The 18,500-nt window shown below is 66.8% G+C and carries 21 protein-coding genes; 8 read left to right on the forward strand and 13 right to left on the reverse strand.

What is annotated here, in order from left to right; all coding sequences use genetic code 11:
- Nucleotides 1-19: 19 nt before the first annotated feature.
- Complete coding sequence (locus C8J42_RS16100) at nucleotides 20-2,251, forward strand: polysaccharide biosynthesis tyrosine autokinase (protein WP_133020879.1); 2,232 nt, start codon at nucleotides 20-22, stop codon at nucleotides 2,249-2,251.
- 43 nt (nucleotides 2,252-2,294) lie between these two features.
- Here C8J42_RS16100 and C8J42_RS16105 read toward each other — a convergent pair whose 3' ends face one another.
- Entirely contained in the window at nucleotides 2,295-2,750 is a 456-nt protein-coding gene (locus C8J42_RS16105; protein ID WP_165895519.1) for a Rap1a/Tai family immunity protein, read from the reverse strand.
- A 60-nt stretch (nucleotides 2,751-2,810) separates the two neighbouring features.
- On the opposite strand from C8J42_RS16105, the gene C8J42_RS16110 reads away from it, so the two are divergent.
- Nucleotides 2,811-3,914 carry a cell wall hydrolase gene (locus C8J42_RS16110; RefSeq protein WP_243644519.1) on the forward strand — a complete coding sequence of 368 codons (1,104 nt, stop codon included), beginning with the start codon at nucleotides 2,811-2,813 and terminating at the stop codon, nucleotides 3,912-3,914.
- Between the two features lie 2 nt (nucleotides 3,915-3,916).
- Here the strand turns inward: C8J42_RS16110 and C8J42_RS16115 are convergent, their stop codons facing one another.
- The 7 genes from C8J42_RS16115 to C8J42_RS16140 form a co-directional block, all read right to left on the reverse strand.
- Complete coding sequence (locus C8J42_RS16115) at nucleotides 3,917-5,071, reverse strand: acyltransferase (protein ID WP_165895520.1); 1,155 nt, start codon at nucleotides 5,069-5,071, stop codon at nucleotides 3,917-3,919.
- Complete coding sequence (locus tag C8J42_RS20210; protein WP_056061473.1) at nucleotides 5,068-5,364, reverse strand: hypothetical protein; 297 nt, start codon at nucleotides 5,362-5,364, stop codon at nucleotides 5,068-5,070. Before C8J42_RS20210 ends, C8J42_RS16115 begins: the two co-directional genes overlap by 4 nt.
- Nucleotides 5,354-5,779, reverse strand: a complete 426-nt coding sequence (locus C8J42_RS16120) for a hypothetical protein (RefSeq protein ID WP_133020882.1) — start codon at nucleotides 5,777-5,779, stop codon at nucleotides 5,354-5,356. Before C8J42_RS16120 ends, C8J42_RS20210 begins: the two co-directional genes overlap by 11 nt.
- Before the next feature lie 96 nt (nucleotides 5,780-5,875).
- Complete coding sequence (locus tag C8J42_RS16125) at nucleotides 5,876-6,982, reverse strand: oxidoreductase (RefSeq protein ID WP_133020883.1); 1,107 nt, start codon at nucleotides 6,980-6,982, stop codon at nucleotides 5,876-5,878.
- A 4-nt stretch (nucleotides 6,983-6,986) separates the two neighbouring features.
- Nucleotides 6,987-7,628, reverse strand: a complete 642-nt coding sequence (locus C8J42_RS16130) for a heme exporter protein CcmB (protein ID WP_133020884.1) — start codon at nucleotides 7,626-7,628, stop codon at nucleotides 6,987-6,989.
- A complete protein-coding gene (gene ccmA, locus C8J42_RS16135; RefSeq protein ID WP_165895512.1) occupies nucleotides 7,625-8,137 on the reverse strand; it encodes a heme ABC exporter ATP-binding protein CcmA in 513 nt (170 codons plus the stop codon). Before ccmA ends, C8J42_RS16130 begins: the two co-directional genes overlap by 4 nt.
- Nucleotides 8,138-8,193: 56 nt before the next feature.
- Entirely contained in the window at nucleotides 8,194-8,604 is a 411-nt protein-coding gene (locus tag C8J42_RS16140; protein ID WP_133020886.1) for a metallopeptidase family protein, read from the reverse strand.
- A gap of 48 nt (nucleotides 8,605-8,652) precedes the next feature.
- On the opposite strand from C8J42_RS16140, the gene C8J42_RS16145 reads away from it, so the two are divergent.
- The gene (locus C8J42_RS16145) at nucleotides 8,653-8,949 is read left to right on the forward strand and encodes a 4a-hydroxytetrahydrobiopterin dehydratase (protein WP_055881974.1); all 297 of its coding nucleotides are present in this window, start codon (nucleotides 8,653-8,655) and stop codon (nucleotides 8,947-8,949) included.
- A gap of 130 nt (nucleotides 8,950-9,079) precedes the next feature.
- Here C8J42_RS16145 and C8J42_RS16150 read toward each other — a convergent pair whose 3' ends face one another.
- Complete coding sequence (locus tag C8J42_RS16150; protein WP_133020887.1) at nucleotides 9,080-9,871, reverse strand: SDR family oxidoreductase; 792 nt, start codon at nucleotides 9,869-9,871, stop codon at nucleotides 9,080-9,082.
- 48 nt (nucleotides 9,872-9,919) lie between these two features.
- Between C8J42_RS16150 and C8J42_RS16155 the strand changes: the two genes are divergently transcribed.
- Together C8J42_RS16155 and C8J42_RS16160 are read left to right on the forward strand one after the other, a co-directional pair.
- Nucleotides 9,920-10,693 carry an ATP-binding cassette domain-containing protein gene (locus C8J42_RS16155; RefSeq protein WP_133020888.1) on the forward strand — a complete coding sequence of 258 codons (774 nt, stop codon included), beginning with the start codon at nucleotides 9,920-9,922 and terminating at the stop codon, nucleotides 10,691-10,693.
- Between the two features lie 10 nt (nucleotides 10,694-10,703).
- Nucleotides 10,704-12,248, forward strand: coding sequence for an ABC transporter permease/substrate-binding protein (locus C8J42_RS16160; RefSeq protein WP_133020889.1), 1,545 nt, complete (start codon nucleotides 10,704-10,706; stop codon nucleotides 12,246-12,248).
- Here C8J42_RS16160 and C8J42_RS16165 read toward each other — a convergent pair.
- From C8J42_RS16165 to C8J42_RS16180, 4 genes are all read right to left on the reverse strand, one after another.
- Complete coding sequence (locus C8J42_RS16165) at nucleotides 12,239-12,997, reverse strand: sulfite exporter TauE/SafE family protein (protein WP_133020890.1); 759 nt, start codon at nucleotides 12,995-12,997, stop codon at nucleotides 12,239-12,241. The genes C8J42_RS16160 and C8J42_RS16165 overlap by 10 nt on opposite strands.
- On the reverse strand, nucleotides 12,990-14,195 hold the full coding sequence (gene rlmN, locus C8J42_RS16170; protein WP_165895521.1) for a 23S rRNA (adenine(2503)-C(2))-methyltransferase RlmN: 1,206 nt from the start codon (nucleotides 14,193-14,195) through the stop codon (nucleotides 12,990-12,992). Before rlmN ends, C8J42_RS16165 begins: the two co-directional genes overlap by 8 nt.
- A gap of 234 nt (nucleotides 14,196-14,429) precedes the next feature.
- Nucleotides 14,430-14,888, reverse strand: a complete 459-nt coding sequence (locus C8J42_RS16175) for a hypothetical protein (RefSeq protein ID WP_243644521.1) — start codon at nucleotides 14,886-14,888, stop codon at nucleotides 14,430-14,432.
- Nucleotides 14,889-15,067: 179 nt separating this feature from the next.
- Entirely contained in the window at nucleotides 15,068-15,751 is a 684-nt protein-coding gene (locus C8J42_RS16180; protein ID WP_133020891.1) for a histidine phosphatase family protein, read from the reverse strand.
- A 140-nt stretch (nucleotides 15,752-15,891) separates the two neighbouring features.
- On the opposite strand from C8J42_RS16180, the gene C8J42_RS16185 reads away from it, so the two are divergent.
- The 3 genes from C8J42_RS16185 (at nucleotide 15,892) to C8J42_RS16195 (ending at nucleotide 18,455) form a co-directional block, all read left to right on the forward strand.
- Nucleotides 15,892-16,545, forward strand: coding sequence for a porin family protein (locus C8J42_RS16185; RefSeq protein WP_133020892.1), 654 nt, complete (start codon nucleotides 15,892-15,894; stop codon nucleotides 16,543-16,545).
- Between the two features lie 147 nt (nucleotides 16,546-16,692).
- Nucleotides 16,693-17,811, forward strand: coding sequence for a DNA polymerase III subunit beta (dnaN, locus tag C8J42_RS16190; protein WP_056017955.1), 1,119 nt, complete (start codon nucleotides 16,693-16,695; stop codon nucleotides 17,809-17,811).
- The gene (locus tag C8J42_RS16195; protein WP_133020893.1) at nucleotides 17,808-18,455 is read left to right on the forward strand and encodes a heavy metal-binding domain-containing protein; all 648 of its coding nucleotides are present in this window, start codon (nucleotides 17,808-17,810) and stop codon (nucleotides 18,453-18,455) included. Before dnaN ends, C8J42_RS16195 begins: the two co-directional genes overlap by 4 nt.
- The last annotated feature ends 45 nt before the right edge of the window (nucleotides 18,456-18,500 follow it).

Raw genomic sequence — 18,500 nt, forward strand, 5'->3', positions numbered from 1 at the left:
ACAGGAAGAGAACTGACTCATGGGGAGTGTCGACGTCTCTCAGGGCGCTCTCACGCCGAACGACCGGCGGAACTTCGGTTCGGCTCCCGGGTCGAATTTCGCCGAGCGCGAAGACTTTTCCGTGCCTGAGGGCGAGGAGGACGAACCGGCGATCGATCTTCGCGCGGTATGGGCGACGATCTTCCGCAATCGGTACATGATGATCGCGATCGTCGGCGTCGCGCTGATGCTCGGCATCGCCTCCGCGTTGCTGATGCCGCGCAAGTATACGGCGCAGTCGAGCATTCAGATCGACCAGCAGGTCGCCAAGGTTCTCGGCACCGAGGATTCGGAGCCGCAGGTCGCCGGCAGTGACGCCGATCGCTTCCTCCAGACGCAGGCGGACGTGCTCAACAGCCGGGCGATCGCGCGCCGCGTTTCGGACAGCCTCGCGCTGAGTGCGAACGACGAGTTCCTCAAGCGGATGACCGGCGCGCGCCAGATCGAGATCAAGCCGGGCGATGCCAGCCTTGCTGATCAGGTCGTCGACGTCTTGCAAAAGAACCTGACGATCGACCTTCGCCGCAACTCGCGCGTCGTCCACATCATCTTCACCAGCCGCGACCCCGCGCTCGCCGCAGAGATCGCCAACAGCTACGCGACCAACTTCATCGAGGGGAATATCCAGCGGAAATTCTCCGCGTCGTCCTATTCCCGCCGGTTCCTCCAGAACCAGCTCGGCCTCGCCAAGACCCGCCTCGAAGGGTCCGAGCGCGACCTGATCGCCTATGCCCGGTCCGCGCGGTTGATCGACGCCAGCGCGGGCGCGCGCCAGCAGGAAGCGGACAACGCGCCGCGCTCGCTCGTCACCGCCAACCTCATTCAGCTCAACGCCGATTCGGCGACGTCGGAGGCCAACCGCCTGCGGACGCGCGCGCGGTGGGAGCAGGCGCGTCGTGCGCCGCTGATGTCGCTGCCCGAAGTGCAGGCGAACGAGGCGGTCCAGCGTCTGTCGCAGAAGCGCGCCGAGGATATCGCCAGCCTTAGCGAAGTCCGCCGCCGCCTGAAGCCCGATCACCCGGTCGTGATCCAGGCACTTGCCGAGATCGCCACGCTCGACCAGCAGATCCGCCAGCTTGCGGAGGTGACGCGCAAGTCGATCGAGAACCAGTATCTGACCGCCGAACGCCAGAACCGCGCGCTCATCCAGCAGGTCACATCGCTCCAGGGCGCCACGCTTGCCGAACAGGGTCGCAGCGTTCGCTACAATATCCTGCGCCGCGAGGTGGATACCAACCGCCAGCTCTATGAGGGCCTGCTCCAGCGCTACAAGGAGGTCAGCGCCGAGGCGGGGATCACGACCAACAACGTCTCCAGCGTCGATACTGCCGAACAGCCCCGCCGTCCGACGTCGCCGCGGCCGCTGTTGAACGTCGCGCTCGCGCTGATCGCCGGGCTCGCACTGGCGATGCTTTATGCGTTCGGCCGCGACTATCTCGACGATTCGATCCGCGATCCGCAGGATGTCGAGCAGAAGCTGCACATCCCGCTGCTCGGCGTCGTGCCCGACACGCGGGGCGATTCGCCGCTCGACGCGCTCAACAATCCGAAGTCGGAGATCGCCGAGGCGTATCACGCGATCCGGACGTCGATCGAGCTGTCGTCGAACCAGGGTCCGCCGCGGTCGATCCTGGTCACCGGCAGCAGCAAGTCGGAAGGCAAGTCGACCACCTCGTTCGCCCTCGCGCGCGACTTCGCCGGGCTCGGCCGTCGCGTCCTGCTGGTCGATGCGGATCTGCGGCGCCCGTCGCTGCACCGCACGCTGGGGATCACCTTGCCCGAAATCGGCCTTTCGTCGGTCCTCGCGCGGATGACCGAGCGCGGCGCGTCGATCCTGCCGACCGCGTTCCCCGGGCTCAGCTTCCTGCCGAGCGGACGACTGCCACCGGATCCCGCGACGCTGTTCGCGGGGACGGCGATGCAGGATCTGCTCGCCGCGCTGGAGGCGGATTACGACGTCGTGATCGTCGACGGCCCGCCGGTCCTGGCACTCGCCGATGCGGCGCAGTTGACGGCCGCAGCGCAGGCCACCGTGTTCGTCGCCGAAGCATCGAGCGCACATTTCGGGCAGGCACGCAATGCCGTGTCCCGCCTGCTCCGCGCCGGCGGCACCGTGATCGGCTGCGTCATGACGAAGTACAACGCGAAGAAGGCAGGCTTCGGCCAGTCCTATGATTACTACCGCTATCGCTACGACGACGCGTCGAAATAAGCCGCACTGCTGCTCCGGCTTGGGCCGGAGCAGCTAGCGCACGTCAGGGTTTGCCGCTCCGAGACGGGGCAGGCGGCGTCCCTCGCGGGGCGGTACCGCAGGCGTAGCGGATCTTCAGCGCGACGACGACGACCGAGGCCGCTTCTCCCGACAGGTCGGAGGGTTTGTCGCGCAGATAGTCGATGAACGCCTGGCGCAAATCGCCTTGCGGGACATGCCGCGGCACGCAGAATTCGCGCTGGTTCAGCCAAGCCTCGTACGCGCGGACCGTGTCATGCACGCCGGTGATATAGGCGAAGCAATAGGACGCGTCGGCCGGCACGTTGGACAAACAGCGCTGCCGCAACTGCCCAGCGCTGAACAACCCTCCGGCGAGCGGCCCCGCGGATACTTGCGAGGTCGATGCTTGCGGGGCGGAAGCCTGCGGCACCGGTCCGTTCGGTTTCTGGGACTGGACCAACAGCGGCGCAGCGAGCAGCAGGACGAGGGGCATGACCATGATCGCCCGTCGTTACGCGCTGGCGCGGTGCGCTTCAATTCACTAACACCCGACGAAGCAATGGCTCTTCTCGACCTTATTCGGCGACAGGCGCCCGCGTCGCACGAGCCGGCGCCCTCGACGCTGATCCTCGATCCGAACACCGTTTCGTCGCTGCCGCCGGTGCGTCGGTTTCACCTGGGCGTGATCGTGCCCGCCCTGCTGGCGCTGATCCTGATCGGCGGATCGATCATTGTCGCGGTCGTCAGCCTTGGGACGCCGCCGGACAAGACGTTCGACGCGACCGGCGGCACGCGCTGGGCAAGCACCGCGCGAATCGAGGCTCCGTTCGCGCCCAAGACGATGCGCCCGCTGACGCCCGAGCAGGCGGTCGCCTGGAACGCTGCCGCGCCGACCGTGGCGAAGCGCGTCGAATCCGCGTCCACCTTCGCGCTGCGGACCGGCAAGGCGGAGGACTACAGCCGCTCGCTGCAATGCCTGACGATGGCGGTCTATTACGAGGCGGGCAGCGAATCGGACGATGGCGAGCGCGCGGTGGCGCAGGTCATCCTCAACCGGGTCCGCCATCCCGCCTATCCCAAGACGGTCTGCGGCGTCGTCCTCGATGGATCGCAACGCAGAACCGGCTGCCAGTTCACCTTCGTCTGCGACGGTGCGCTTGGCCGGTTACCGTCGCAGAAGGGCTGGCTGCGCGCCTCGCGGGTCGCGACGTCGGCACTGGGCGGCGCGGTGTTCGCCCCGGTCGGCTGGGCGACGCATTATCACGCCAACTACGTCGTGCCGTATTGGGCATCGAGCCTGGAAAAGGTCGCGGCAATCGGCGCGCACATCTTCTACCGCTGGAACGGTCCGGCCGGGCGAGGTGGTGCGTTTCGCGGCGTCTATGCGGGTAACGAACCGGCGATGACGCTGCCCGCAGCGGTGGTTACCCCGACGGCGACGGACGCCGCCGCAACGATGGCCACCGCATCCGGTGCGGTTGCGCCGAGCGAGCGACCCGTCCTGAGCGGCTATCGCGCCAGCTTGCCCGACGATTCCCCGGTGCCGACGGTCAGCCTTGGCGAACGGCGGGTGCTGCCGCGTGGTCCCGAAGTCGGCGACGGCAGCGCTTCGCCGCCGACTCCAGAGCGCCGCGTCCTGCCGGTATCGCCTACCGCCAACTGACCTCAAGGCGCGACGAGTTCGGCTCTGGACGGGCGCCGTCCGCGCAACGCCTGCGCGATCGGCAGCTCGATCAACCGCCAGGACAGCCACCCCACGCCGAAGCACATAGCACAGGCGAGCACTGCCATCGCGACCAGCGCCGGCAGGCCGTATGCGACGATCGACACCGTCGCCGACGCGAACGCGCCCAGCACGAAGCTGTGCGTGAGATAGATGCTGTAGGACGCGTTGCCGAACGCGCGCGAGAAGGCGGCGAACCCGTCCGACCGCCCCGTCGTCGCGGTGGTCGTGAGCACGGTCACCGCCACTGCGACCGCGATTGCAGCCATTGCGACGAGCTGGCTCGGGTCGATAGTGGCGACTCCCAGCGCGGCCACTGCAACGAATGCGATCGCCGACATAGGCAGCACCGGCAGGCGGTCGCCGATCCGGTGGCGAATAAGCGCGATGATGATCCCGATCGCGAAATAGGCCATGATCGGCCGCGTGAAGACATAGGTGGCGACCGATACGCCGACGCGGTCGGGTGGCGCATCGATGCCGGTCCCCACCGCGACGAGCAGCCCCAGCACCGCCAGCACGAGGAACGCGCCGCGCCGCGCCAGCACCGCGAGGCCCGCCGCGAACAGCAGGTAGAAGAACATCTCGTAATGCAGCGTCCACCCCAGCTCATAGATCGGCTGGATCAAACCGTTGGCGCCGCGGTGGGGGATGAACGCGAACGACAACAGGAATTCGGTCACGTTCGGCAGGCGCGCCGCGACAATGGTCCGTGCGCCCATCGCCTGCGCCAGCCAGCCGAACGCCACGATCATCAGCGTCGTCAGATAATAGAGTGGTGCCACCCGCAGGAACCGGTTGCGCAGGAACGACCAGCCCGATGGCGGCGGCCGGTCCTTCCGAAGCGCGATATAGACCATGATGAAGCCGCTGATCGCGAAGAAGGTGGCGACGCCGATCTGGCCGAGCCGGGTCGTAAAATCGGGCAGGTCATGGGTAATCGCACCGCGCCGGACATAGCGCTCCAGTAGGTGCTCGACGACGACGCCCGACGCCGCCAGTCCGCGCAGCAGCTGGAGCGGCGCTATCTGGTCGCGGTCCAGCGCCGCATCGCGCGAGAATAGCCGCGAAACCAGCGGCACGCGCGCGCCAATCACGCCAGCCGCAGCATGACGATGGTCGCGTTCAGTGCGAACCCCAGTGCGACGCTCTTGATCATCTCGCGCGGCGTCACCGGCAAATTGGCGTTGATGATCGCCGCGACCAGCGAGGTCGACGCGGCGAACAGCAGCAGCGACCACCAGCTTGGCCAGGTCGCGTTCTTCACATGCGCCCAGTCGGTGATCAGCGGCAGCAGCACCATCAGGAAATGCCCGAAGCACGCCGCCAGCCAGTGCGACAGGAACCGCGGCAGGCTTTCGCCGAGTTCGAGATGCGGATCACCGCTCATCGACGATGCTCCGCTCGTCCTGTTCGGCATGCGCGACCAGCGTCCCGATCAGGATCTCGTAATAGGCCGCGGCATTCGCCTCGATCTCGTCGTCGGCGTCCGCCTGCGTCGCGCCGGCCTGTCCCGCCGCCGCCCGCGCCGCGCGGATCTGCCATTCGGCCATATCGCGCCATGTGGCCACGTCGCGCGCGGCGATCGCCTGTTGCGCGAGCCCGATCAGGATGACGAACGCGCCCAGCACCGCGACCGCGACCGCGAGGTAATAGCCATGCGCCCAGATCGCGCGCAGCCAGAAGCCGTAGATGACCGTGACGATCACTATGATCAGCGCCACCAGGCAGATCGCATCGATCAGTCGACCGATCCGCTTGGGCCACCGCGATTGGTTGAGGCCATGGTGAAGGGGGTCGGGCACGCCGCAATCCTGTCAGAGATGATCCGGATCGGCAACCGACCGGAGGTGCTTCGCAAGCGACGCATTCGATACCCGCGCGACGCCGGGACGGATCGTTCAGATTTGTACAGTCGCGGACGATAGCGCGCGGGCTGCGGCGTCCCGCTCGCGATCGGTCAGCGCCAATGCCGTCGTCGTGCCGGTGTTTGCGGACAGGAACGCTGCCTCGACAACCGCCATCACCGCCAGCGCTTCGATCGGCGCGACCGGGTTTTTCGCGGCTCCCCGAACCGCCGCCGCGATGCCAAAGTAATAATGACGCTGGTCGCCGGGCATCGCGCGTTGCTCGCGTTGCCCGTTGGCGGCGTAGATCACCAGCGGATCGGGATCCTCGCCCCAGTTCGCGTCGCCCGGCCGCATTCCGCTCAGAAGTTGCGCCTCCTGTCGATCGGCGCATCGCTTCGTCATGCTGCCGGCGGTGCCGTGCACGGTGAACCGGTCGACGCCGCCCGCGACCAGCATGCTCGCCTGAAGGATCACGCGGCGCTCGCCATAGGACAGGACGACGTGTGCCCAATCGTCCGTCATCGCGCCCGGCCGCTGCGTCGCGAGCGAGGCCTGCACCTGGTCCGGTAGGCCGAACAGGAGCAATGCCTGATCGACGAGATGCGGACCGAGATCGTACCAGACGCCGCTGCCCGGCCCCGACCGCTCGCGCCAGCGGTCGCGGACGTCTGGCCTGAACCTATCGAAATGCGATTCGAAATGCGTGACGTCGCCGACCACACCTGCGTCGATCGCAGCGCACACGGTCAGGAAATCGCTGTCCCAGCGCCGGTTGTGGAAGACGGACAGCAGCACGCCCCGATCCTCCGCCAGCGCGACAAGCCCGCGCGCTTCGTCGAGGTCGAGCGTGAACGGCTTGTCGATCACGACGTGCTTCCCCGCCGCGATCGCTGCCCTCGCGAGCGGTGCATGCGTTTCGTTCGGCGTGGCGATCACGACGAGGTCGATGTCCTCGGCCGCGATCAGCGCGTGCGGATCGGCGTGGACCGTCATCCCCGGAAAGTCCGCCTGCACCTTGCGGGCATCGCTGGACGACACCGCGCGAAGTTCGAGCCCCGCGACCGACGCGATCAACGGGGCATGGAAGGTCTTGCCGGAGAACCCGTAGCCTATCAGCCCGACGCGCACGGGGCTGCCTTGTTCGTTGGTGCTGTTCATCGCCTCAGTCCATGCCCGCGCGGATCGCTGCCGCCGCCAGGAACGGCGCGCCCGCGACGAACACGAGGCTGACCGCGGCGAGCAGCTTGACCGCGCCCGCGCCGCCAGCCGGGTCGAGCGATCCCGCGCCGAAGATCAGCAAGGGCACCGCGAGCGGCAGCATGACGAGGCCCGTCACCGCGCCGCCGCCGCGAACGCCCGCGACCAGCGCGCTCGTCGCGACCGCGAGCGCGGCGAGGCCGGGTGTACCGATCAGCAGGCCGATCTCGACGCGGAGCAACGTGTCGGCCGACACGTTGAGCAGGCCGGCGGCGATCACTGCGGCGAGCATCAGCGGCGGGCCGAAGCTCAGCCAGTGCGCGATCGTCTTCGCCAGCGCAACCAGCGCGAGCGACATCCCGCGGACGACGAACTGGTCGAACACCCCCGCCTCCAGATCGGGACCGACGAGGCGCTCGACCGGCAACAAGGCCGCAAGCACTGCCGCGGTCCAGATCACCCCGCCGCCGATCCGCGCGAGCAACGCCGCGTCGGGGCCGATCGCGAAGGGGAACAGCGTGGCGACCAGCAGGAAGAACGCGACCACCAATGTCGCGCCGCCGCTCGACACGCTACGGCGGAGGTCGCGACGGATCAGCGCGATCACAACGCGATCTCCTGCGCGTGGGGAAGTGCCAGCGGCTGATGCGTGGCGACCAGCGCGATCCCGCCGGTGGCGCGGTGCCCGGCGATCAGCGTTTCCAGTCGTGCGATCGACACCGTGTCGAGCCCGTTGGCGGGTTCGTCGAGCAGCCAGACCGGCGCCCCGCTGGCAGCAACGCGGGCGATCGACGCGCGGCGGCGTTGCCCGGTCGACAGCAGGCGGACCGGAATATCCGTGAGCGCATTTAGATCGAGTGCGGACAGGGAGTGGGCGATCCGGGTATCGGGGGCGGGCGCAGTGTCCAACGCGGCCCAGAAACGGAGTGCCGCGATCAGCGTGCGGTCCGAGTCGAGCGCGCTCGCTTCGGTCAGCAACGCCTTGTTCGCGTCACACGTCACGGCGCCTTCGAATGGCGCGAGCAGGCCGGCGGCGATGCGGATCAGGCTCGATTTTCCGACGCCATTGGGCCCGGTGACGATCGCCGCATCGCCCGGCCCGAGGTCGAACGACACGCTTGAGAACAGCAATCTTCCGCCCCGTACGCACGCCACGTCGCGAAACGCGAGACTCACGCGGCGGAGTCTTCCAGCGCGTGCATGTCGTCGTCGCTCAGGCCGAAGTGATGGCCAATCTCGTGGATCGTCACGTGCGCGACTAGATCGTCGAGGCGCACCCCGGTCTCGATCCATTCCTCCAGGATCGCGCGGCGGTACAGCACGATGCGGTCGGGCACCGTCCCTGAATCCATCGACGATTTCTCGCCGAGCGGGCGGCCGTGATACAGTCCCGACAGGTCGAGCGGGTGTTCGAGGCCTAGCGCCGCCAGCGTCTCGTCGTCGGCAAACTCCTCGACCGCGAACATGATGTCGCCGAGATGCTCGGCGAACTGCGCGGGCAGCCTGGCGATCGTCGCGCGGCAGATCGCCTCGATCGTATCGGCGTCGGGGGCCTCCCCGGATATTGTCGCTTGCCCGCTCATGCCGCCAGCCATACGCGTCGGCGAACTGTTGCGGCAAGGGAGAGCCCGATGATCGAAGCGCTGAACGATACCGAGCGGGCCGAGGCGCTCGATGGGCTCGACGAGTGGGATTACGACGATGCGCGCGACGCGATCACGCGGACGATCGTGTTCGCCGATTTCGTCGAGGCGTTCGGCTTCATGACGCAGGTGGCGCTGATCGCCGAGCGCGCGAACCATCACCCGGAGTGGAAGAACGTCTGGAACCGCGTGGAAATCCTGCTGACCACGCATGACGCGGGCGGCCTGTCACCGCGCGATATCGAGATGGCCGAAGCGATCGACGCGATCGTCGGCGACGCCTGAGGAACTACTGTCTCGCCCCTCCCTGAAAGGGAGGGGTTGGGGGTGGGTGGGCCGGCTTGAGCCACTAAAGGTTCGGGCATGCGGAAGCCGACCCACCCCCTGACCCCTCCCTTCCAGGGAGGGGGGATTTTCAGCCCTTCCGCATATCCCGCCGCATACGCTTGCGCAGCGCCCCCGGCATCCACCTTGCCGCGAACGCCATGCGGTGCGCGGTCTTCCCCACGAACGTGTGAACCTTGTCGCCGTGCACCGCCGCCCAGGCCGCCTCCGCGACCTTGTCCACGCCGGTCAGCTCCAGCCCGGCACCCGTCACCGTCTCGCGGATCGAATGGTTAGTGTTCCCCGCCGCCGAATCGAGCAGCGGCGTGTCGATGAAGCTCGGCACGATCGAGCGCACCTTGATGCCGTCCGCCGCCCATTCGCCATCGAGCGCCTCGGTGATCGCGCGCACCCCGAACTTGGTGGCGGAATAGGGTGCGAGTCCCGCCGAGCCATAGGTCGCCGACGCCGACGCGGTATTGAGCAGGCACGATCCCGGCGTCCGCTTCAGATACGCATGGCCGATCCGCGCACCGTTCAGCGCACCGACCAGGTTGATCGCGATCACCCGGTCGATCTCGGCGAAGTCGGTCTCCGCGAGCGGTCCGCCCGATCCGATTCCGGCATTGTTGAACAGCACGTCGAGCCGCCCGCCGGTGGTCGCGACGAACGCATCGAGCGACGCCACCCACGCATCGCGGTCGCGCACGTCCATCTGATAGGTGCTGACCATCCCCGCGGGCAGCAATGCGGCGGTCTCGGCAAGTCCTGCGACGTTGACGTCGGCGAGCCCGACCCGCCAGCCTTTCCGCGCGAACAATATCGCGGTGGCGCGGCCGATCCCCGATCCGCCGCCGGTGATGAAAATGCCCTGCTGGCTCATACCCTCTCCATTTGATTTTCCGGTATGTTTCCCGCATCCTGCGCGCAGATGCCAGACAATTCCCCAGCGCTCGCTTTCGAACGCGTCACCAAGCGGTACCCTGGTTCTGGGGGCACGACGATCGCCGTCGACGGCGTTTCGCTCGAGATCGCACGCGGCAGTTTTGTCGCGCTCGTCGGCACATCCGGTTCGGGCAAGTCGACGCTGCTGAAGACGCTCAACCGCCTGGTCGAGCCAAGCGAAGGGCGCGTAACGATCGACGGTGCCGACGTCGCTGCCGAGCCCGCGCCCGAACTGCGCCGCCGGATCGGCTACGTCTTCCAGAATATCGGCCTGTTCCCGCACATGACGATCGCCGAGAACATCGCGATCGGCCTGCGCATCGCCGGTCGCACGGACGAGGCCAAGGTCGGCGAACTGCTCGACCTCGTCGACCTGCCCCGCGACATCGCGAGCCGGATGCCCGACGCGCTCTCGGGCGGCCAGCGCCAGCGTGTCGGCATCGCCCGCGCGCTCGCACCCGGCGCGAAACTGCTATTGCTCGACGAGGCGTTCGGCGCGCTCGACCCGGTCACGCGCGATGCGCTCGGCACGCGGATCCGCGAACTCCACGACCGGCTCGGGCTGACCACCATCCTCGTCACGCACGACATGGCGGAGGCGCTGCTGCTCGCCGACCGCGTGCTGGTGATGAAGGCGGGGCGGATCGTCGCCGACGCCACGCCCGCCGATCTCGTCGCTGGCAAGGGCGGCGACGACGCGCAGGCACTGGTGCAGGTGCCGCGCGCGCAGGCCGAACGCCTCCAGGCGCTAGTCTCATGAGGGGGGGCGCATGAGCGCGTTCCTCGACGCGCTCGGCCGCGTGCCGCCGCTGCTCGCCAACCACGTCCTGCTCTCCGCGGCGGCGCTGCTGCTCGGCATCGCGATCAGCCTGCCGCTCGGCATCTGGTCCGCGCGCAACGCGACCGTGGCGCGCGTATCGCTCGGCTTTGCGAGCCTCGTCCAGACGATCCCGAGCCTCGCGCTGCTCGCCTTGTTCTATCCGCTGTTGCTCAGCCTCTCCGCGCTGGTCGGCGGCGGCATTCCCGCGCTTGGCTTCCTCCCGTCGCTGATCGCGCTGACGCTGTACGCGCTGCTCCCGATCCTGCGGAATGCGGTCGCGGGGCTGCACGGCATCGATCCCGCCGTGATCCAGGCGGCGGACGCGGTCGGCATGACGCCCGCGCAGAAACTGCGGCTGGTCGAGGCACCTCTGGTCGCGCCCGTGCTGATCGCCGGCATCCGCACCGCGGCGGTCTGGACGATCGGTGCCGCCACGCTGTCGACGACGGTCGGCCAGCCGAGCCTCGGCGACATGATCTTCGCGGGATTGCAGACGCAGAACTGGGCGCTGGTGCTCGCCGGCTGCGTGTCGGCGGCGGCGCTTGCGCTGGCGGTCGACGCGCTGATCGGGGCGATCGAATACGGCATTCGCGCGCGCCGCCGCTGGCTGTGGATCGCGAGCGCGGTGATCCTTGTCTTGGGCACCGCGGCGGCGACTGCCCCGCTCTGGCCCAAGGGTGGCGCAAATCGCACCGTGGTCGTCGGCGCGAAGAACTTCGCCGAGCAATATATCCTTGCGCGGCTGATCGGCGACCGGCTCGAACAGGCCGGCTACACCGTGGAATATCGCGACGGCCTCGGCTCGGCGGTGGTGTTCGGCGCGCTCTCCGGCGGGGATATCGACGTCTATGTCGATTATGCGGGCACGATCTGGGCGAACGAGATGAAGCGCAACGACGTCCCCGAACGCCCGGCGATGGTCGCCGCGATCGCCGACTGGGCGAGGCGCGAGCATCATGTCGGCCTGGTCGGTTCGCTCGGGTTCGAGAACGCCTATGCCTTCGCGATGAAGGGCGATGCGGCCAAGTCCAAGCGCATTGCCAGCCTCGACGATCTGGTGAAGGCCGCACCGGGCATGACGCTCGGCAGCGATCTCGAATTCCTCGAACGCCCCGAATGGGCCGCGGTGAAGCGCGCCTATCCGCTCCGCTTCGCCAAGACGACGCCGTACAGCCCGACCTTCATGTACCGCGCGCTGGAGAGTGGCAATGTCGACGTCATCTCCGCCTTCTCGTCGGATGGCCGGATCGCCGCGGATGGCCTCACCGTGCTGACCGACCCGCGGCGTGCGATCCCCGGCTACGACGCGATCCTGATGGTCGCGCCGAAGCGGGCAGGGGACGCCAAGTTCCTTGCCGCGCTGAAGCCGATGGTCGGCCGCATCCCGGTCGAGGCGATGCGTGCCGCGAACTACCGGGTCGACCGCGATACCGACAAGGAAACACCCGAGGTCGCGGCGAAATGGCTCGCCGCGAAGACCGGGCTTCAGGAATAGGCGCGGTAGAAGAACACGATCGTCGTCGCGATCGTCACCAGCAGCGTCCACACGCGGATCACTTGCGGCGACAGCAGCAGGCCGAGCTTCGCGCCGAAATGGCCGCCGATGATGCCGCCGATCAGCATCGGCACGCATAGCGCCCACACCACCATCCCGGTCGCGATGAAGATGATCGTCGCGGCGAGGTTCGCGACCGCCAGCATCAGCGTCCGCGGCGGCGCGAGCGTGGCGGGCGTCGCGCCAGACAGCAGCCCCCAGGCGGCGGTCAGCATCAGCCCGACGCCGCCGCCGAAGTATCCGCCATAAATCCCCAGCAACGCCTGCACCGCGACCAGCGACTTCGGCCCGATCTCGACCCGCGACCGGAGCCACAGCGATGCGCGCGTGCCGAACGCGATCGCCAGCGTCGCGAACAGCAGCAGCCACGGCACGATCAGGTCGAACGCGCGCGCCGACGTCGCCACCAGCAACAGGCTGCCGACCAGTCCGCCGACGAACGTAATACCCGCCATCGTCTTCATGCCGACGCCGGAGATCGGCTGCAGCCCATGCCGGTACGCCCACGCACTCGCCATCGCGCCCGGTTGGAGCGAGACGTTGCTGGTCGCGTTCGCAAACGTCGAGGGCACGCCCAGCCCGATCAGCGTCGGCATCGTCGCGAAGCTGCCGCCGCCCGCGAGCGCGTTCATCGCCCCGCCGAGAACACCAGCCCCTGCCGCCAGCGCGACCGCAGTCCACTCAAGCAAAAGCGTCGGACTCGGCGGCGGCCTCGCGATCGATCTGCGCGCGGCTCTTTTTCTCCGACGCGGTCTTCAGCTGTCCGCACGCCGCATCGATGTCACGCCCGCGCGGCGTCCGCACCGGCGCCGAGATGCCCGCGCCGAACACGATGCTGGAGAACGACTTGATCCGCTCGGGCGTCGAGCACTCGTATTGCGCCCCCGGCCACGGGTTGAACGGAATGAGGTTCACCTTCGCCGGCAGCTCATACTTCCGCAGCAACCGCACGAGTTCGCGCGCATCGTCGTCGGAATCGTTCTTGTCCTTTAGCATCACATACTCGAACGTGATCCGCCGCGCGTTGTTCGTGCCCGGATAATCCGCGCACGCCTGCAACAGCTCCTCGATGCCGTATTTGCGGTTGAGCGGCACGATCTCGTCACGCACTTCCTTCGTCACCGCATGCAGCGACACCGCCAGATTAACGCCGATCTCCGCGCCCGCACGCGCCATCATCGGCACCACGCCGCTGGTCGACAACGTGATCCGCCGCCGGCTGAGCGCGAGCCCCGCGCCGTCCATCACCAGCTTCAGCGCATCGCGGACATTCTCGAAATTATACAGCGGCTCGCCCATCCCCATCATCACGATGTTGGTGAGCATGCGGCCCTCGGGCTGGCTCGGCCATTCGCCCAGCGAATCGCGCGCGAGCATTACCTGGCCGACGATCTCGGCGGGCGTCAAATTGCGCACCAGCCGCATCGTGCCGGTGTGGCAGAAGGTGCAGTTGAGCGTGCAGCCGACCTGGCTCGACACGCACAACGTACCGCGATCCGCGTCGGGGATGAACACCATCTCGTAATCCTGCGCATCGTCCGACCGCAGCAGCCACTTCCGCGTCCCGTCGGTCGACACTTGAGCCTCGACCACGTTCGGCCGGCTGATCACGAAGCGCTGCTCCAGCCACGGGTGCATCGTCTTCGAGATATCGGTCATCGCCGAGAACTCGGTCGCACCGCGATTGTAGATCCAGTGCCACAGCTGTTTCGCGCGCAGCTTGGCCTGCTTCTCCTCAAGCTGCGATGTCTCCAGCGCCATCCGCAGATCGGCGAGCGACAGCCCGAGCAAGTCGATCCGCCCATCGTTGCGCGGCACGAAGCTGCGGGGAACGGGCACGGGATCGATGTGCCCGGGAATAGGCATGAGGTTCGCGGCGGTCTGCATGCGCGAGCCCGTAGCGGAATTTTCGTGATTTTTCTACTGGCTGCAGGACGCACGCCAGAATCGCTTCGCAGTCACTCCGCAGTTACTCGAGAAAGAGCCACCACCCCGGCGAAGGCCGGGGGCCAATTGGAAAGGTCGTTGTAACGGAGAACTGAGTGTCGTCATTCCCGTCCCCCAATTGGGCCCCGGCCTTCGCCGGGGTGTTACCAGTGGGTGGGAGGCTCGCCCGAAGTTTCACCCCCCGCTACACGCCAACACAGCCGCATCAACCGCCGTCGCCGCGCCCGACAGCGCATACACATCGACGAACGGCCGCCCACCAACACCAACCGCCTCGACACTCATGCTCCGCCCAGACCGCATCGCCGCGACGATCGCGCGATCGCTAGGCGCATCCCCAGCCCAAGCATCCAGCCCGTTCGCAACCAACGCGAATCGCCGCTCGCCGATGGTCAGCGTCACCCCCGCCGACCGATCCCGCTCTCGACTGAGCCGCACATACAAGGACGAGCGCAGACCCCGTTTCGGCCACGTCGCGACGCTGGCAAACCCGGACGCACGCCCCCCCGCCATCACCGGCCGCGCGATCGCGTAACACCGCGCTGGCGTAGCGTCCCGGAACGCACCCCACCCTTGGTAGACGCCGATCGTGTCACGCGCCGCTACCGGAGCAGCAATCCCAAACACCCCCACCGCCAAAACCAAACGCCACAGAACCTCCCTCCCTGGAAGGGAGGGGCAGGGGGTGGGTAGGCCCGATCGAGCCCCAGCGGTTCGAACACGGGAAAACCGACCCACCCCCAACCCCTCCCTTCCAAGGAGGGGATCAGAAGTAGACAACTCGGGTTTGAGACCTTCGACCCACGCGAATTTCACGCCGGAGCGAACCCCGTACCCAGATGCGGCACCGTCGCGCGTCCGTTCTCGACCAGCGTAACGGACCCTTGCGGCAACCCCTTCGCAACCGGCGCGCCCAGCAGCGGATCGACCGCCGCACCGGTCATCACGCCGAGCATCACCCGACTCGAAATCCCGTGCATGATCACCAGCCGATCGCCCGGATCCTCCGCCGTATCCGCCAGCCAACCGCCGACTCGTGCCGCGATCTCCGCATAGGTCTCGCCGTCTGGCGAAGGTTTCAACGCCCCACCCGGCAGCATCACCGGCCCGACCTCGTCGATAACGTCCGCATAATAGCGCCCGCCCCATGATCCCATGTCGATCTCGACCAACCGCGGATCGGTCCGGGCGTCGTGCCAGTCCAGCTCCAGATGCTCGCAGATCACCGCCAGCGTCTGCAAGGCCCGCCCGGTCGGCGACGCCCACAACGTCAGCGCCGGCTTAACGCCCAGCAGTTCCCTCAACGCCCGCCCAACCTCGTCCGCCTGCGCGAACCCAGCGCGCGTCAACGGCGTATGCGCCGCATCCCCCTGCAACCGGTGCGCTGCGTTGAACACGGTTTCGCCATGCCGTGCGACGAAATCGCGACCCTTGCGCGGGGTCGGAGTATCGCTTGATCGGGCGTCGCTCTCACCCTGCCGTTGGCTTGGAATCATAGCCCGCGTTTCAACCCCCTGTGGCGCAAAAGCAACGGATTTCCGCGTTTATCTGGGGTTCATGCAACGCCCGCGCGGTTGGTCCATTGGAGCGGTCCGCCCCGCGTAATGGGGCGCCAGATCAGTAAGGAGTAACCCCAATGCGTACGCTTATCGTCGTCTCGCTGCTCGCCACCACCGCAGTCGCAGCACCCGCCCTCGCGCAGACCAACCCGACCTTCACCGGCCCCCGTGTCGAGGCCACGCTCGGCTACGACCACACCGGCGCCGGCAGCAGCGTGTCCAACAACAACGGGCGCGACGACCAGAAGATCGACGGCCTGCTGTACGGCGGCGGCATCGGCTACGACATCGCGACGTCGGATAACATCGTGCTCGGCGCCGAAGCCGAACTGACCGGCTCGACCGCGAAGAGCGACCGCAACGACTACACCAGCGACTTCGGCTATGGCCGCGTCAAGCAGGGCCGCGACATCTATGTCGGCGCACGCGCGGGCTATGTCGTCGCACCGACGACGATGCTGTACGTCAAGGGTGGCTACACCAACTCGAAGCTGAACGTCCTTGCCGGCAGCACCAGCCAGACCACCGACACCAACTTCAAGCTCGACGGCTGGCGCGTCGGTGCAGGCGCCGAGCACGCGATGGGGCCGAACAGCTATGCCAAGCTGGAATATCGCTATTCGAACTATGAGCGCGGCGACATCGACTATGCGACCGGCGGCACCAGCAGCCGCTTCGACGTCGATACCGACCGCCATCAGGTCGTGGCGAGCTACGGCTTCCGCTTCTGATCCGGTTAACCCTGAATTTACCTGCATGATCGAAGAGTCGGCATGATCGAAGGGTCGGGGTGCTTGCCCCGGCCCTTTGTTGTTGGGTAGGTAGGTTTGGAGTTGCCCCCGGTATCGAGTCAGACCGCGGCGGCATGGGGGATTTTCATGAAGGCGACGATCGAACGCGCAACGCTCCTCAAGGGGCTGAGCCATGTCCAGTCCGTGGTGGAGCGGCGCAACACCATCCCCATCCTGTCGAACGTGTTGATCGAGGCGACCGCCGAGGGCACGCTCAAGCTGATGGCGACCGACCTCGACTTGCAGATCAACGAATCGATCGCGGCGGCGGTCGACCAGCCCGGCGCGACCACCGTGTCCGCGCACACGCTGTTCGACATCGCGCGCAAGCTGCCGGAAGGCTCGCAGGTCCAGCTCGCCGCGTCGGAAGGCCGGATGAGCATCGTCGCCGGCCGTGCGCGCTTCTCGCTCGGCACGCTGCCGCGCGACGATTTCCCCGTGATCGCCGAGGGCGAACTGCCGACCCAGTTCGAACTGCCTGCCGAGACTCTCAAGCAGATCATCGACAAGACGCGCTTCGCGATCTCGACCGAAGAGACGCGCTATTATCTCAACGGCATCTTTCTCCACGTGGCGGACGGCGACAGCTCGAACCCGGTGCTGAAGGCCGCCGCGACCGACGGCCACCGCCTCGCGCGCGTCACGCTGCCGCGTCCCGAGGGCGCCGAATCGATGCCCGACGTGATCGTGCCGCGCAAATGCATCGGCGAATTGCGCAAACTGCTCGACGAGGTCGACGGTTCGGTCGGCGTCTCGCTGTCACCCACTAAGATCCGCTTCGACCTCGGCCAGGCGATCCTGACCTCGAAGCTGATCGACGGCACCTTCCCCGATTACAGCCGCGTGATCCCGACCGGCAACGACAAGATCCTCAAGATCGACCCGAAGAGCTTCATGGAAGGCGTCGACCGCGTCTCCACGATCGCCACCGAAAAGACACGCGCCGTGAAGATGGCGCTCGACCGCGACAAGATCACGCTGTCGGTCACATCGCCCGAAAACGGCACCGCCGCCGAGGAAGTCCCCGGCGATTACGTCGCGCTGCCGTTCGAGATCGGCTTCAACAGCCGCTACCTGATGGACATCCTCGCGCAGATCGACGGCGACATGGTCGAGGTGCATCTGGCGGACGCCGCCGCCCCGACGCTGATCCGCGAAAACGACAAGTCGCCCGCGCTGTACGTGCTGATGCCGATGCGGGTGTGAGCGATACCTGCTCAAATTGCGGAGCCGTGCTCAAGGTTGGAATGATTTCGTCAAATCAACCTTTGTCTCCCGGCCGGCTCCGCGTGATTAACTTGGCAAGTTCCGAGTATCTCGATGCTGCGTGCAACAAGTGCGGTGATCCATCGTATCGAGATGCGACGGAAGCGCTGGAATTGGAGTCACGCGAACTCCGCGCCAAGCTAACAGCGATTCTGTCGCATGTTCCTATCGTCTCATTGCAACAGCCGATGGGTTGGACCTATGAGCCGCTTGGAATAATTACCGCGCAAACAGTGACCGGGACGGGCATTTTCTCGGACGTTGCGTCTGCCTTTACCGATCTGTTTGGCACTCAATCTGGCGCATATAACGCAAAATTGCGTGACGGCGAAAACCTATGCAAAGCGTCACTGCGGGCCCAAGCTATCGAGCAAGGCGGCAATGCGGTTCTTGGCGTAGATGTCGATTACGCTGAAGTAGGTGGCCAGCGTGCCATGTTGATGGTGTGCATGACAGGCACTGCGGTGTCCCTGACGCAAATCGTCCCAGACGATCCTTCGTTTTTCGATGCGACGCGAGACGGCGCCTCACTCGCTAACCGGGCGAGAGACATTCAGGATGCGCTGCAAAGCGCTAGGGTTTGATCCACGTTTTCAAGGAAAGCTCGCTTCAGCGGATTCGTCATATCG

The organism is Sphingomonas sp. PP-CE-1A-559 (assembly GCF_004340965.1).
GTDB lineage: Bacteria > Pseudomonadota > Alphaproteobacteria > Sphingomonadales > Sphingomonadaceae > Sphingomonas.

Coding starts and splice junctions, on each gene's coding strand:
- C8J42_RS16100 (WP_133020879.1), top strand. CDS start 20: ATGGGGAGTGTCGACGTCTCTCAGGGCGCTCTCACGCCGAACGACCGG.
- C8J42_RS16105 (WP_165895519.1), bottom strand. CDS start 2,750: ATGGTCATGCCCCTCGTCCTGCTGCTCGCTGCGCCGCTGTTGGTCCAG.
- C8J42_RS16110 (WP_243644519.1), top strand. CDS start 2,811: ATGGCTCTTCTCGACCTTATTCGGCGACAGGCGCCCGCGTCGCACGAG.
- C8J42_RS20210 (WP_056061473.1), bottom strand. CDS start 5,364: ATGAGCGGTGATCCGCATCTCGAACTCGGCGAAAGCCTGCCGCGGTTC.
- C8J42_RS16125 (WP_133020883.1), bottom strand. CDS start 6,982: ATGAACAGCACCAACGAACAAGGCAGCCCCGTGCGCGTCGGGCTGATA.
- C8J42_RS16140 (WP_133020886.1), bottom strand. CDS start 8,604: ATGAGCGGGCAAGCGACAATATCCGGGGAGGCCCCCGACGCCGATACG.
- C8J42_RS16145 (WP_055881974.1), top strand. CDS start 8,653: ATGATCGAAGCGCTGAACGATACCGAGCGGGCCGAGGCGCTCGATGGG.
- C8J42_RS16150 (WP_133020887.1), bottom strand. CDS start 9,871: ATGAGCCAGCAGGGCATTTTCATCACCGGCGGCGGATCGGGGATCGGC.
- C8J42_RS16155 (WP_133020888.1), top strand. CDS start 9,920: ATGCCAGACAATTCCCCAGCGCTCGCTTTCGAACGCGTCACCAAGCGG.
- C8J42_RS16160 (WP_133020889.1), top strand. CDS start 10,704: ATGAGCGCGTTCCTCGACGCGCTCGGCCGCGTGCCGCCGCTGCTCGCC.
- rlmN (WP_165895521.1), bottom strand. CDS start 14,195: ATGCAGACCGCCGCGAACCTCATGCCTATTCCCGGGCACATCGATCCC.
- C8J42_RS16180 (WP_133020891.1), bottom strand. CDS start 15,751: ATGATTCCAAGCCAACGGCAGGGTGAGAGCGACGCCCGATCAAGCGAT.
- C8J42_RS16185 (WP_133020892.1), top strand. CDS start 15,892: ATGCGTACGCTTATCGTCGTCTCGCTGCTCGCCACCACCGCAGTCGCA.
- dnaN (WP_056017955.1), top strand. CDS start 16,693: ATGAAGGCGACGATCGAACGCGCAACGCTCCTCAAGGGGCTGAGCCAT.